At 61.6% G+C, this 13,656-nt stretch carries 13 protein-coding genes; 4 read left to right on the top strand and 9 right to left on the bottom strand.

Annotated features, from left to right (window positions below; translation table 11 throughout):
• Positions 1–6 precede the first annotated feature (6 nt).
• Both FJW07_RS28065 and FJW07_RS28070 read left to right on the top strand, forming a co-directional pair.
• Positions 7–657 (top strand): OmpA family protein, encoded by a 651-nt coding sequence (locus FJW07_RS28065; protein ID WP_112099652.1) that lies wholly within the window; start codon positions 7–9, stop codon positions 655–657.
• Positions 658–912: 255 nt separating this feature from the next.
• Entirely contained in the window at positions 913–1,521 is a 609-nt protein-coding gene (locus FJW07_RS28070) for a hypothetical protein (protein ID WP_140859511.1), read from the top strand.
• A 96-nt stretch (positions 1,522–1,617) separates the two neighbouring features.
• Here the strand turns inward: FJW07_RS28070 and FJW07_RS28075 are convergent, their stop codons facing one another.
• Both FJW07_RS28075 and FJW07_RS28080 read right to left on the bottom strand, forming a co-directional pair.
• The gene (locus tag FJW07_RS28075; protein WP_181181703.1) at positions 1,618–3,171 is read right to left on the bottom strand and encodes a DEAD/DEAH box helicase; all 1,554 of its coding nucleotides are present in this window, start codon (positions 3,169–3,171) and stop codon (positions 1,618–1,620) included.
• Between the two features lie 190 nt (positions 3,172–3,361).
• Complete coding sequence (locus tag FJW07_RS28080) at positions 3,362–4,135, bottom strand: NAD kinase (protein ID WP_140646950.1); 774 nt, start codon at positions 4,133–4,135, stop codon at positions 3,362–3,364.
• Between the two features lie 655 nt (positions 4,136–4,790).
• On the opposite strand from FJW07_RS28080, the gene FJW07_RS28090 reads away from it, so the two are divergent.
• Complete coding sequence (locus FJW07_RS28090) at positions 4,791–5,777, top strand: NAD-dependent epimerase/dehydratase family protein (RefSeq protein ID WP_140859512.1); 987 nt, start codon at positions 4,791–4,793, stop codon at positions 5,775–5,777.
• A 27-nt stretch (positions 5,778–5,804) separates the two neighbouring features.
• On the opposite strand, the gene glf is transcribed toward FJW07_RS28090, so the two are convergent.
• A complete protein-coding gene (glf, locus tag FJW07_RS28095) occupies positions 5,805–6,986 on the bottom strand; it encodes a UDP-galactopyranose mutase (RefSeq protein WP_140859513.1) in 1,182 nt (393 codons plus the stop codon).
• On the bottom strand, positions 6,980–7,921 hold the full coding sequence (locus FJW07_RS28100; RefSeq protein WP_140859514.1) for a hypothetical protein: 942 nt from the start codon (positions 7,919–7,921) through the stop codon (positions 6,980–6,982). Before FJW07_RS28100 ends, glf begins: the two co-directional genes overlap by 7 nt.
• Before the next feature lie 159 nt (positions 7,922–8,080).
• On the opposite strand from FJW07_RS28100, the gene FJW07_RS28105 reads away from it, so the two are divergent.
• Positions 8,081–9,010: a hypothetical protein gene (locus tag FJW07_RS28105; protein WP_140646955.1), complete on the top strand. Its 930-nt coding sequence runs from the start codon at positions 8,081–8,083 to the stop codon at positions 9,008–9,010.
• Positions 9,011–9,082: 72 nt separating this feature from the next.
• Here the strand turns inward: FJW07_RS28105 and FJW07_RS28110 are convergent, their stop codons facing one another.
• From FJW07_RS28110 to FJW07_RS28130, 5 genes are read right to left on the bottom strand one after another with little or no spacing between them, the layout of a single operon-like run.
• On the bottom strand, positions 9,083–9,838 hold the full coding sequence (locus FJW07_RS28110) for an MBL fold metallo-hydrolase (RefSeq protein ID WP_140859515.1): 756 nt from the start codon (positions 9,836–9,838) through the stop codon (positions 9,083–9,085).
• Positions 9,839–9,841: 3 nt separating this feature from the next.
• Positions 9,842–10,906 carry an ABC transporter ATP-binding protein gene (locus FJW07_RS28115; protein WP_140859516.1) on the bottom strand — a complete coding sequence of 355 codons (1,065 nt, stop codon included), beginning with the start codon at positions 10,904–10,906 and terminating at the stop codon, positions 9,842–9,844.
• Positions 10,903–11,685, bottom strand: coding sequence for an ABC transporter permease (locus tag FJW07_RS28120; protein ID WP_140829687.1), 783 nt, complete (start codon positions 11,683–11,685; stop codon positions 10,903–10,905). Before FJW07_RS28120 ends, FJW07_RS28115 begins: the two co-directional genes overlap by 4 nt.
• Before the next feature lie 2 nt (positions 11,686–11,687).
• A complete protein-coding gene (locus FJW07_RS28125; RefSeq protein WP_140859517.1) occupies positions 11,688–12,533 on the bottom strand; it encodes an ABC transporter permease in 846 nt (281 codons plus the stop codon).
• An 8-nt stretch (positions 12,534–12,541) separates the two neighbouring features.
• Positions 12,542–13,624, bottom strand: a complete 1,083-nt coding sequence (locus tag FJW07_RS28130) for a spermidine/putrescine ABC transporter substrate-binding protein (RefSeq protein ID WP_140859518.1) — start codon at positions 13,622–13,624, stop codon at positions 12,542–12,544.
• Positions 13,625–13,656: the final 32 nt, after the last annotated feature.

Consider the following 13,656-nt stretch of genomic DNA (forward strand, 5'->3'; position numbering starts at 1 on the left):
AATCTCATGAAGAAGACTGTGCTCGTCGCCGTGGCGACGGCTCTATTGGTGAGCGCCTGCACCACCACCGATCCGTATACCGGCGACCAGAAGATCTCCAATACGGCAGCCGGCGCCGGCCTCGGCGCGCTGGCTGGTGCCAGCCTCGGTCTGCTGGCCGGCGGCAATGACCGCCGCAACGCGTTGATCGGTGCCGGCATCGGCGCGCTCGCCGGCGGTGCGATCGGCGCGACGATGGACCAGAACGAGGCGGAACTTCGCCGTCAGCTGCAGGGCACCGGCGTCAGCGTCACCCGCAGCGGCGACCAGATCATCCTCAACATGCCGTCCGACATCACCTTCAATGTCGACCAGGATGCGGTGAAGCCGGGCTTCTATCCGGTGCTGAATTCGGTCGCGCTGGTGCTGAAGAAATTCCGCCAGACCACGGTGGACGTTTTCGGCCACACCGATTCGACCGGCGGCGACCAGCACAATTTCGATCTTTCGCAGCGTCGCGCGCTTGCCGTCGCAAATTACCTGTCCGGCCAGGGCGTCGATCAGCGCCGCTTCGCCGTCACCGGCTTCGGCAAGACCCGCCCGATCGCATCCAATGCGACCGCCGCCGGCCGCGAGCAGAACCGCCGCGTCGAAATCCAGCTGTCGCCGCTCACCTGAGAGAAAACGGAGCGTAGAGGCGCAAAACTCCATCAAGGCAAACGGCCTTGTACGGGGCCGTTTTTGTTTGAAATGGTCCAAAGATGGGATCGGAGGTCTTATGGCATTAGCTTTTTCTAATTGATGCTTTTCCGGAACCCGTGAAAGGATTACCATCCTGCTGTTCCAGAGGGGATGGGGCGGTCAATCGGCCGCGCAATCAACACCTGCCGCCCCGGTCTTGCACGGCCAGATCAAGGAATCTGGGAGGAATGCATGACAAGAACAGCTCGCTTGGGGCGCTGCGGCGTCCTCGCTTTGGCGTATCTTTTCGGCACATCGTTCGGGGTCGCGACGGCCCGCGCCGAGGACGCCAACAAGGCCGACATCGAAGCCTTGAAGAAATCGCTGGCCAAGTATGAAGATTACACGGCCGCTGTCCGCGACCTCTATTTGTCGACCGTCGGCTGCGTCCACTATAGCGGCGAGAAGATAGATGGCGCGATGTACTATCCGAAGGGCGCGATGGGCATCCATTTCGTCAACGTCCCGAGCGTCGGCAAGCCGCTCGACCCGATGAAGCCCAACGTCCTGATCTACGAGCCGACGAAGAAGGGCTTGAAGCTGGTCGGCGTGGAATGGCTGGTGCCGCTGACACCGGACACCAAGGCGGCCCCGACATTATTCGGCCAAAAATTCATGGGGCCGATGGAAGGCCACTATCCGCTCATTCCGAGGGAGTTCGTCCACTACGACCTGCATGCATGGCTGTTCAAAGACAATCCGAACGGCATGTTCAGTCCAACGAACCCGAACGTGAAATGCAGCAAGGCCGAGTTCCCGATGCTTGAGAAGCCGACCAAGATGATGCCGGGACCGATGTAGCATCGCCTTTGGCCGGCTTGCTTCGGGCGAAGCAGAAAAAGAAATGCGGCCCCGTTTAGGGGGCCGCTTTCATTCCAGGCTATGCTGGGATCGACTTCAGACCTTCGCGACGATCCGCATGAAGGCCGGCACGTCGTCGCCGAAGCCGACGGTTGCATCGTCTTCTTCCTGACGGTGGCGGCCGGGGCGGTCGCGCTGCGGGCGGGCGTCGCCGCGCTGCTCGTGACGGTTGCCCGGGCCCTTGCGCTCGTTCTCGGAACGGATCGCGTCCTTGCGGGCGCGGCGTTCGGCGATATCGGCCACTTCGGCGACGGGCTGTTCCTCGCGCGCGGTATCGGGCGTCTCGTCGCGCTTGGCGTGACGGTCCTTCTTGCGCTCGCCGCGTTCTTTGCGATCGTCCTTGCGGTCCTCGTCCTTGCGGCCGGCGCGACGCGGGGCGCCGCGGCCGCGGCGCGGCTGCTCCTCGCCCTCGCTCTCGGTCACGGTCGACAGGTCGCCGTCATGCCACTCGATCTTGGTGCCGATCAGCCTCTCGATCGCGTCGACATATTTGGTGTCGGAGCGGGTGGCGATGGTGAAGGACTTGCCGGCGCGGCCGGCGCGGCCGGTGCGGCCGATGCGATGGACATAGTCCTCGGCATGGATCGGCACATCGTAGTTGAAGACGTGGCTGACGTCGGGAATGTCGAGACCGCGCGCGGCGACGTCCGAGGCTACGAGGTAGCGCAGCTTGCCGTCGCGGAAATTGGCGAGCATCTGCATGCGGGCGCGCTGGTCCATGTCGCCATGCAGCGCGCCGGCATCGAAATCATGCTTCAGCAGCGAGCGGAACAGCTCCGATACTTCGATCTTGCGGTTGCAGAAGATGATCGCGTTCTTCAGTTCCGCGTCTTCGGCCTTGATCAGGTTGCGCAGGGTCTCGCGCTTGTCCCATGGCTTCGCGCCGGATTTCACCAGCCGCTGCGTGATGCTGGTTGCGGTGGAGGCCGCCTTGGAAACCTCGACGCGGACCGGCGCATGCAGGAATTTCTCGGTGAGCTTGGTGATCTCCGGCGGCATCGTCGCCGAGAAGAACAGCGTCTGGCGCGTGAACGGGATCATCTCGCAGATGCGCTCGATGTCGGGAATGAAGCCCATGTCGAGCATCCGGTCGGCCTCGTCGATGACGAGAATCTCGACGCCGTTGAGAAGGAGCTTGCCGCGCTCACGGTGGTCGAGCAGGCGGCCGGGCGTAGCTATCAGCACGTCGGCGCCGCGCTCGAGCTTCTTGTCCTGCTCGTCGAATGAGACGCCGCCGATCAGAAGCGCGATGTTGAGCTTGTGGTTCTTGCCGTATTTGATGAAGTTTTCCTCGACCTGCGCGGCCAGCTCACGGGTCGGTTCGAGGATCAGCGTGCGCGGCATGCGGGCTCGCGCCCGGCCCTTTTCCAGGCGCGTCAGCATCGGCAGCACGAAGGAAGCGGTCTTGCCGGTGCCGGTCTGGGCGATACCCAGCACGTCCTTGCCGAGCAGCGCATGCGGGATGGCGCCGGCCTGGATCGGCGTCGGCTTGGTGTAGCCGGCATCGGTGACTGCGGAGAGCACCTTCGGCGACAGGCCGAGGTCTGAGAATGTCAACGCTTCTTGAGCGATCGTGGTGTCTGAGGACAAGTGTTTGTTGTCTTTGTTGGTTGGGAAAATCGCGACACAGTAGCCGCGGCAGGCGCCGCGCGCCTGCAAGATCGGTGTTGCAGTTAGGCGCAAGTCCTCGATTTGTCAACAGAAACGGACCGAAATACAGCGATTGTGAAGACGTAACCTTAATCGCGACGCTTAATCGAAACAGTATCGTTGCGCCGGCTCAGTAGCGGAACTGCTCGGCAAGGATGCGTTCGTTCCATGAATGGTTCGGATCGAACAGCAAAGTTGCCGTCGCCGTCGGCGATTCCCGCACGGTGATGGAGGCCACCGCCTTGACCTCGGTATGATCGGCCGCGGCATTCACCGGGCGCTTTTCGGCTTCCAGGATGTCGAAGCGTATGGTCGCCTTGTTGGAGAGCAGCGCCCCACGCCAGCGGCGCGGTCGGAAAGGACTCACTGGCGTCAGCGCCAGAAGCGGCGCGTCGAGCGGCAGGATCGGCCCATGCGCCGACAGATTGTAGGCGGTGGAGCCGGCGGGCGTCGCGATCATCACGCCGTCGCAGTTGAGCTCCTCCAGCCGCACCTGGCCATCGACGGTGATGCGGATCTTCGCCGTCTGGTAGGACTGGCGCCACAGCGCCACCTCGTTGATGGCCGGCGCCGAAACGGTTTCGCCGTCATGCGTCACCGCGACCATTTCGAGCGGCCGGATCGTCTCGGCGACCGCGGCGGCGATGCGTTCCTCGAGGCCGCCGGCGCGATATTCGTTCATCAGGAAGCCGATGGTGCCACGGTTCATGCCGTAGACCTTCTTGCCCGTGCTCATCGTGTCGCGCAACGTCTGCAGGAGAAAGCCGTCGCCGCCGAGCGCAATGATGATCTCGGCCTCCGCGACAGGCACCTGCCCATAGCGCGCCGACAGGCTTTCCAGCGCCGCGCGGGCGTCGTCGGTGTCGGAAGAGACGAAGGCGAAACGGCTGGCGGCTTTGCTCATGGCTCCCGGAGGGCGACCGTCTGCGGGGCCGCGCCGGCGACGGCGTAGCATGCGCCGCCCATATCTGTGAAGGGCGCTGCGCGGGCCGGCGGGTCACATCCGACAATCGCGCTTCGTGACAGCCGCGACACGAATGTGATGGCTGCTATGGTTAAGGCGAAGCTTAAACACTCGTAAAGCCGGATCGATCATGTTAGCCGACAGTGGATGGGTTGGCGGGGGCTGGCCAGTCGAGAGACCTGTCTATTGCCGGTAACGCGTCTGATCATAGTCTTCCTGATGATGGGAAGTTTCGCGCTCATGTTCGCTGAACTGGTGCGCCATTCCGAAGAAATGAGCCAGCGGCCGCAGCCGACGGCCTCCCGCTGCGGCGACGCTACGGGAACTCCTTGTCCGCAAAGGGCGCTCTAGCCCGCCCGGGATGATATTCGCCGAATGCGCGCATGAACGGCGCGCGGTCGCGATGACCGCGGTTAGTCGATCTTCGGTGAGGTCTCGTGGGATTTTCCATCAGTCTCGGTTCTGCGCGCATATGCCAGATCCAGCAGGTCGCGAAAACGACGCTCGCTACATTGCCCTGTAATTCGCAAGGTTCTATGTGTCTTTTCGACAGAATCTTGGAGCGTGCGCGCTTCGAAAACAAATCGGCGCGATAATGCATGGAATAACCCGGAAAGATCGTCGCGCCGTGCTGGTCGCCGGTGGCAGCGGCTTCATCGGTTCGCATCTGGTCGATCGTCTCTTGCAGCGCACGGATCTCGAACGCCTGGTTGTGGTTGACAACCTATGGACCGGCTCGCGCCAGAATCTTGCACACTTTGACGATCCCCGATTGAGCCTTGAGGTGGAGAGTGCGGAGATATTTGCCACCTCACAACGGTTCGATGAAATCATTCACTTGGCATCGCCCGCTTCGCCTCGCTGGTACATGAGCGATCCGGCTCGCACTATTCGTGCCAATATCAGTGGGGCTTTCAACCTTCTGGGTTTGCTCAAGCCCGGCGGCCGCTTCTGTTTTTCATCTACCTCAGAGGTGTACGGCGATCCGCTGGTCTCTCCGCAACCGGAGAGTTATCGAGGTTCAGTGGACTGCACGGGCCCCAGATCCTCCTATGACGAAAGCAAGCGTTGCACGGAAGCGCTGTTGTTTGAGACCCAACGCACACAAGGACTCGACGTGAGAGTGGTGAGGCTCTTCAACGTATATGGGCCCCGCACGCGTATAGATGACGGGCGCGCGATTTCGAACTTCATAAGCCAAGCGCTCACGACTGGAGTGCTGACCGTCTACGGCGACGGTCTGCAATCGCGCAGTTGGGGTTATGTCGATGACATTGTCGATGGATTGGAGCGTTTCTTCTGGCGCGATAACATTTCATATCGTGGCCCGCTCAACATCGGTAACAATTACGAGGTTCCGGTCCTTGAGATCGCAAAATTCATCTGCTCCCTGGTTCCGGGCAGCTCAATCGTCCATCATGAACCGGTTCCTCAAGATCCGACGAATCGTTGCCCGGACCTGACCTTAGCCAAACGTATTCTTCCAGGTTGGGAAGCTGCTACAGGCTATCGGGAAGGTATTCGACAGACCCTTGAGTGGTTCCGGAGCCAGCTCGCCGCTCCTGCCGCGGCCCAGGCCTAAGATTGCCTAAAGTGTCGCCGGCATCCGTCAGGAAGGCCGGCTTCTCATCGATACCGTTTCCAATCGACCTTCGAAATACGGCATGAAGACCGTCTCGAATGCCTTGAGCGCCGCGCCGATTGCCTGGTGCATGTCGAGATAGCGGTACGTCCCGAGCCGGCCGCCGAAATGAGTGTTTTCTTCCCGGTGCGCGCGCGCCTGGTAGCGCTCGTAGATCTGTTGGTCGGTGCGGGTATCGATTGGATAGTAGGGCTCGTCGCCGCGACGAGCGAAATGTGAGAATTCGCGACCGATCAACGTTCTGCCACTGTTGAATTCCCGCTCAGGGTTGAAATGCCTGAACTCAACGATGCGCGTGTAAGGCACGGCTTCGTCGGCGAAATTCATGATAGCGGTGCCCTGATAGTCCGGCGTATCCATATGTTCGAATTCGATGTCGATCGTTCGCCATCCGAGGTCCCCTTCGGCGTAGTCGAAATACCGGTCGATGGCGCCTGTATAGGCAACGGGAATATTTTTGGGTAGCGATCCTTTGATCTCGAAGAAGTCGACGCCTAGCCTGGTCTCGATCTGCGGATGCGCAAGCATCTTCTTGAAGATCGCGGTGTAGCCGTCGAGCGGCTGTCCCTGGTATCGGTCGTTGAAATAACCGTCCTCGAATGTATAGCGCACCGGCAAACGAGCGATGATCTGCGGCGGGAGTTCGCGCGGATCGGTCTGCCACTGCTTGGCGGTGTAGCCTTTGATGAACGCTTCGTAGAGCGGGCGCCCGATAAGGGAGATGGCTTTCTCCTCGAGATTGGCCGGCTGCCGGTCGCCGAGTTCGGATGATTGCTCGGCAATCAGCGCCCGCGCTTGATCGGGGCTGAACCGTTTGCCGAAGAACTGGCAGATCGTCGCCAGATTGATCGGCAGGGAATAGACCTGGTCGCGATATGACGAGTATGCCCGGTGCCTATAGGAGCTGAATCGCGTGAAGGCGTGCAGGTATTCCCAGACCTCTTTGTTCGGCGTGTGGAAGAGGTGAGGCCCATAGCGATGGATTTCGGCACCCGTTGCCGGGTCGATCTCGGTGTAGGCGTTGCCGCCGACGTGGGCGCGTCGGTCGATCACCAGCACGCGACGCCCCAGCTTCGTCGCAATACGCTCGGCAAGTGTTGCGCCGTAGAACCCGGCCCCTACGATAAGAAGATCGACGCCGTTCAACATGCCTTTGCCTGGTCGGCGGCGTGAACCGGACGCAAGTCGAGCGCGACGGTCGAAAGTTCGGTTGCCTTGAAGTGTTGTCGGCGGACATGGCGCCACAGCGTTTTCTTCAATCGATACACCTGTCTGAATGTCTTCAGCCGGAGGGCGTAATCCAGCATCATGCGCAGGCCGATGGCGGTCTTTGATCGCCAACGGCGACCCTTTCGGTCCACAGCCTCATAGGAGATCGGATAAAATTCATCCAGGCCAAATCTGGCCTGCAACTGCGCGTATTCCGCTTCGCGCGTAAGGCCGTTTTCCAACATCACTTGGGCAAGCGCGGTTCCGACAGGGCGTGTGTGACGGATCGACAAATTATCGAACACGGCGGACTTGCGTCGATTGTCGGCGCGCAGCCGCGTCCAAAGCGAATCCAGGCCGAATCCACTCATTGAACGTTCGAAGAGCGGCAACACCTTGAGCAGTATGTCGGCCCGGAGGCAGGGAGCCATAATCTCGATCTTGTCCACGAAGCGGAACTCGAAACTGTCGCAGCGCATGAATGACAAATGCGAAAAGTAGCTGTCGAGCGTCAGGGAGGGCTGGCCGACATCGAGGTCGAGCCGGCGCATATTCGCAAATATGGCCTCGATGGTCTTTCGATCGGCCTCGAGATCGTCATCCGGAAGCCAGAAATACTGATAGCGCTGAAGCAGGTCAGGCTGCTGACGGAACAGTGCGAAAAGGCCGTCCCACTTGCCGCCTTTCTGATCCGCCCGTCTTTCGTAAGGCAAGCCGAAGGCCGAAGGATCGGACCCGTAATAACTAACAATCAGGTCGAAATTACATTCAGGCTCGTCCGCGCCCCAGCCACGGTGCAGGGACCTGTCGCCGGCTCTGACGATCACGAGATCGCGGTGGTCGGCCGGCATCTGAGATTTGCTGACGATGTTCATGCTGCGATGGGCTGCCTAGCTGCTTGGCTGCGCTTACGCCAACGTTGCTCGGTTAAGTAGGTTGAACGCTAGGACCGCTTGCCGCAAGACCGGCGGCCAGTTATCGACTGAGGGCTAATTCGGCATTCGCGAAAATGCCCCGTGTCAGGATGACTATCCATGAAGCTGATCGTTGTTACCCCGGCCGGGCGCGAGAAATACCTTGGCGTGCTCAGCCATCATGTTCTGAAGAGCTCTCGTGTCCACGAATGGCATCTGTGGGACAACTGCCGCAACGAGCAGGATCGCGCCTATCTTAGGCAACTAGCGAGCGCCGATTCGCGGATCAAAATCAAGACGTTGCCCCAGGCCAATGGAAGTTTCGACGTCATCGGACGATTTTTCCGTTTCTGCGACGATCCCGATGCTTTCTATCTGAGGCTGGACGATGACATTGTGTTCCTTGAGGATGGTTTTTTCGAAAAGTACATGGAACGGGTGTTGCCAGAACGGGGCTCGGCCCTGTGGTATGCGCCGCTTATCATCAACAACGCCATCTGCAACACATTCATTAAATACCTCTCTGCGGTTCAGATCGAAGGGCCGCTGACCTGCCAGGCGATGTGCCCGTTCTCTTGGTCCCATCCGACTTTCCCGCTTGCGATGCATCCGGTTCTGATCGAAGCGGTGCGCACCGGCCGCCTGGGCGATTTCCGGGTGCCCGACCGCGAAGTCAGGGCATCGCGGTTCTCCATCAACGCGATCGGCTTTTTCGGATCGGAAATAGTTGAGCTGGGAGACATTTTTCATCCTCAGGGAGACGAAGAAGAGTGGCTGTCGGCTGTGCTGCCCGTAAAGCTTGGGCGGCCGGGCAAGGTTTTCGGCGATCTGATTGCGGCGCACTTTTCCTTCTACACGCAAGAGAAGGCGCTTTTGGGCACCACGATCCTCGAAGATTATTATGATCTGGCCGGACTGCCGGCGCCTGTCTACAAGAAGACTGTGGTTCGGCTGAAGGACCGGTTGAGGCCCTGGAAGAAAAACCGCAATGGAACTCCGCCGAAATATACGATCACGCTCTCGAAAGATCGGGCGGATCCAATGCGGTAGGATGGCAGCATCGAAAGCCGCTGGTTTCGCCATTCGGAAGCGCCGGACCGTATCGTCCGCCGTCGGTCTCCTTCACCTCCGCAGGTGGCAGCCGGTCTTGCGCTTGCCCGCAACATACTCGTCGATGAGCTGCCGGTAGCGTACCTTGCCGAAGCTCGGAAAATGGCCGCCATGCACGACCGAGACGTCGAGGTCGCGGATAGCAAGCAGCGTCCCGACATAATCCTGAATATCGGAGTGATAGACGTCGTCGATCAGCGGCCCGTCATAGACGATGTCGCCCGACAGCAGGATGCCGGTCCTTCTCTCGTAAAGCGCGATGCCGCCGGGCGAATGTCCAGGCGTGTGGATGACCTCGAAGGCGCGGTCACCGAGATCGACGACATCGCCGTGCTCGAGCAGCCGGCCCGCCGGTGCCGGCAGGATCAGGTAGCGCGCCGTATCCCAGCCTGCCGGCGCGCCATCGAACATCTCCTCATTGGCGTAACGGTCGGCGACCGTCCATTCATTGCGCGGATCGGCAAGGATTTGGGCTTCGGCCGAATGCACGCAGCGATCGGGGAATTCGTGATGGCAGCCGATGTGGTCGAAATGCGTGTGGCTGGCGACGCAGGTCAGCTTGCGCTCGCTCACCAGCGGAACATGGTGCCGTAGGCTGAAATGGCCGAGGCCGGTATCGAACAGCAGGTCTCGGTCGCGCCCGCGCACATGCCAGATGTTGCAGCGGAAGAACGGCTTTATCCACGGCTCATGGATGAGCGTGACGCCGTCGCCCATGCGGATGGTTTCGTACCAGTCCGGAGCCTCGATGACCGGAAGCATACCCATGGATCAGTCCGCCAGCAGGATGATGTCTTGAGCGTTGCATGAAACCGGGATCGTGTCGCCTGCCTGAACGGTGGCGGAAGCGGGAGCCTTGGCGACGAACTGCAATGCCGGGTCCAGCATCGAGGTGGCCAGCACGCGCTTGAAGCTGCCCTGGAAGACGACATCGCCGACCTTGGCCGTGCCCAGCGCGACATCGCTTTTTACTTCGCCGAGAACCAGGTGCTCGGGCCGAATGGCGAGCGCGACCGGGGCGCCGGCAGACGACGCGCCGGGCAGTGAAATCGGCCCCACCGCCGTCGAGGCCCTGACGATCCCGTTCCTCGCCTCGGTGACTGTGCCGGCAAGGATCGTGCTCTCGCCCATGAAGGTAGCGGAAAAACGCGTCGCCGGCCGCGCATAGACCTGCTCGGGCGGGCCTTCGTCCTCGATGCGTCCGTCATTCATCACCACGCAATGGTCGGCCAGCGCCATCGCTTCTTCCTGGTCGTGGGTGACATGGATGAAGGCGGTGCCGACGCGCTTCTGGATCGCCTTCAACTCGTCCTGCATCTGCCGACGCAGCTTCAGGTCCAGCGCGCCGAGCGGCTCGTCGAGCAGAAGCACCGCAGGCTCGATGACCAGCGCGCGGGCGAGCGCCACGCGCTGGCGCTGGCCACCCGAAAGCTGATGCGGCTTCTTGTCGAAGGCGGCCGCCAGCCCGACAAGCGCAAGTGCCTCGCGCGCCTTCGCCGCTCGGGTCGCGCCGTCGACGCCTTGCATGCGCAGCCCGAAGCCGACATTGCCGCCGACGCTCATATGCGGAAACAGCGCATAGTCCTGGAACACGGTGGTCGTCGGGCGCTTGGCCGGCGGCACCGCGGTGCAATCCTGGCCACGAATGAAGACCTTGCCCTCGCTTGGATTGACGAAGCCGCCGAGGATCGAAAGCAGCGTCGTCTTGCCGGAACCGGACGGGCCGAGCAGGATCGTATAGCTGCCGGGCTCGATCGCCAGCGAGACGTTCTTCAGCACCGGGAGCTGGCCGAAGCGGTGCGAGACGTTGCGGATGTCGACCAAGGGCGCGCTCATGCCGGCTTTCTCCGCAACAGCGTCAGTTCGAAAAACACCACCAGGACGATGGAGACGGCAAAGACCAGCGAGCCGACGGCATTGGTCTTGGGATTGAGGCCGGAGCGCAGGAGGTTCCAGATTTCCACGGGCAGCGTCGTCTCGAAACGGGTGAGCAGGAAGGAGATGACGAACTCGTCCCAAGAGAAGGTCATCGACAGGAAGAAGCCTGCGAAGATCGCCGGCGCCATGACCGGTACGGTGATCATGAGCAGCACCTTCCACTCGGCGGCGCCGAGGTCGCGCGCGGCGCGCTCGATGTTGATCTGGTGATCGCCCATCTGGCTGTAGATGATGGCGAAGCAGAGCGGCAGGTTGATCACGACATGGCCGATGCCGGCCGCAAGCAGCGATTTCGGCACGCCGGCCCAGTTGAACAGCACCAGCAGGCCCATGCCGATGATGAGGTAGCTGACGGTGAGCGGCAGCGTGATCAACCCGCGCAGGATGGCCGAGCCCGGCAGCACGAAACGGGCAAAACCCCAGGCCGACAGAAAGCCGAGCGTGACCGAAGCAAGCGAGGAGAGCACCGCCACCAGCAGCGAATTGACCAATGCCGAGGTGAGCCGCGCATCGGACAGCACCGCCTGGTACCAGCGCAGTGACGGGCCGGTGAAGGGCGGGATGGGGAAGGAGGTCGCCTGCAGCGAAAACAGCACAAGCACGACCACCGGCAGGAAGATGAAGCCATAGACGGCGATGGCGTAGACCCAGGCGGCGAGGCGGACGGCAGCGCGCATGATCAGGCCCGCTCGATCTTCAGCCAGCGCGCGCAGGCGAGATAGGCGATGGTGACGACGGCCATCAGGATGATCGACAGCGCGGAGGCCAGCGGGAAATCGCCGCGGCGGCCGATCTGCATCATGACGAGCTGCGGCATGAGCAGCTCGTTGTTGCCGCCGAGTATCTGCGGCGTGATGTAGTCGCCGATGCAGAGCACGAAAGTCAGGAAGGCGCCGACCATGATGCCCGGCAAGGTCAGCGGCAGCACGACATGCAGGAAGGTGCGCGCCGGCCCGGCGCCGAGATCGGCGGCAGCCTTGCGGTAGCTCGGGCTGAGCTGCTTGAGATTGGCGAAGATCGTCAGCGTCAGAAGCATGACGAAGAAATGCACGAAGCCGGTGACGGTAGCGAAGCGCGTGTTGGCGAGCTGGAGCGGTTCGCCGATCAGGCCGATGCCGGTCAGCGCCCGGTTGATGACGCCGTTCTGCGCCAGCACCAGCAGCCAGGAATAGGAGCGCACGACATAGGAGGTCCAGAATGGCAGCACGGCCAGCATCAGCGCCAGCCGCTGCCACCGTTCCGGCACCATCTCGGCAAGGATCCAGGCAAAGGGATAGGCGAGCAGGATCGAGATCACGGTGACGGTTGCCGTGACCTCCAGCGAGTTGACCATCGCCCGCCAGTAGGACGGGTCGGTGAAGAACTGGCTGTAATTGGCTAAAGTGAAGCCGCCGCCTTCATGCGCCGTGAGGCTGGAAAACCCCATGGCGATGAAGGGCAGCACGAAGAATGCACATGTCCATGCCAGCGCCGGCGTGACCAGCGCCCAGGGCAGGGCACGCGAATTGTTTCCCGCGGATGCCATCGGCCGATTTACTGCGCCTGCAGCATCTCGGTCCACATGTCCTGCATCTTCTTGTCGAGATCGGCGTTCGGCGCCGGATAGGCCTGGGCGCGGGCGAGGAAGCCGGGCTGCTCGTCGAAGCGCAGGATCTTCTTCTGATCGTCGCTCAGCGCCGCCTTCTTGTTCGACGGCATGCCCCAGTAGCAGGAGGAGGTCGCAAGCCGCGCCTGGCCCCCCGGGCTCATGATGTACTGGATGAATTTCAGCGCCATGTCCTTGTTCTTGGAATCCTTGAACATGGCGAGCGACTGCGACCACAGCACAGCGCCTTCTTTCGGGATAGAGAAGTCGAGCGCCGGGTTCTCCTTGGCAAGGCCGGCCGTCACCCATTCGCCGCCGCCGACCAGGATGTCGACCTCGCCGGTTGCAAGGGCGGTCTGGCTGGCGGTGACTTCGCCGACGAGCTTGGCATTGGCCTTCATCTTGAGAAGCTCGGCCTTGAGCGCCGGCAGGTCGGCTTCGGTGAGCTCGGCGGTCTTCTTGCCGATGGCCAAAGCGGCCATGCCGATCACCGGCAGGTAATAGTCGTAGATCGCGACCTTGCCCTTGTATTTGTCGCTGGTGAGCGAGGCCAGCGACTGCATGTCGGCCGGATCGACCTTGGTCTTGTTGAAGCCGATCGTGTTGTAGCCGAACTTTTCGGTGATGCCGTAACGCTTGCCGTCGACGACGGTGGACTTGTCCATCCTCACTTCCGGGAAGAGGTCGGCGAAGGGCAATTCGTCCTCAGGCAGCGGCTCGAACAGGCCCTTTTCGACACCGCGCGGCACGTCGATAGAATCGATCACCATCACGTCCCAGTCACCCGGCTGCGACTGCTCGACGATTGCGAGACCTGCACCGGTGCCCTCGAACTCCTTGACGTTGACCTTGACGTTGTTGGCCTCCTCGAAGGGCTGCAGCAGCGCCGGATCGGAATGATCGCACCAGATCAGCGCGTTGAGATCGGCGGCCTCAGCGCCGCCGGCCGCGACGAGCAGCGCCGCGGCCGCGCAGGCGGCTGCTAGACGGGACTTCAGAATGGAAAGCGGAGTCCGGGCATTGACGGTCATCGAGTGTTCTCCCTGCCTTTGCTGGCTTGTTG

Source organism: Mesorhizobium sp. B3-1-9 (assembly GCF_006439595.1).
Lineage (GTDB): Bacteria > Pseudomonadota > Alphaproteobacteria > Rhizobiales > Rhizobiaceae > Mesorhizobium.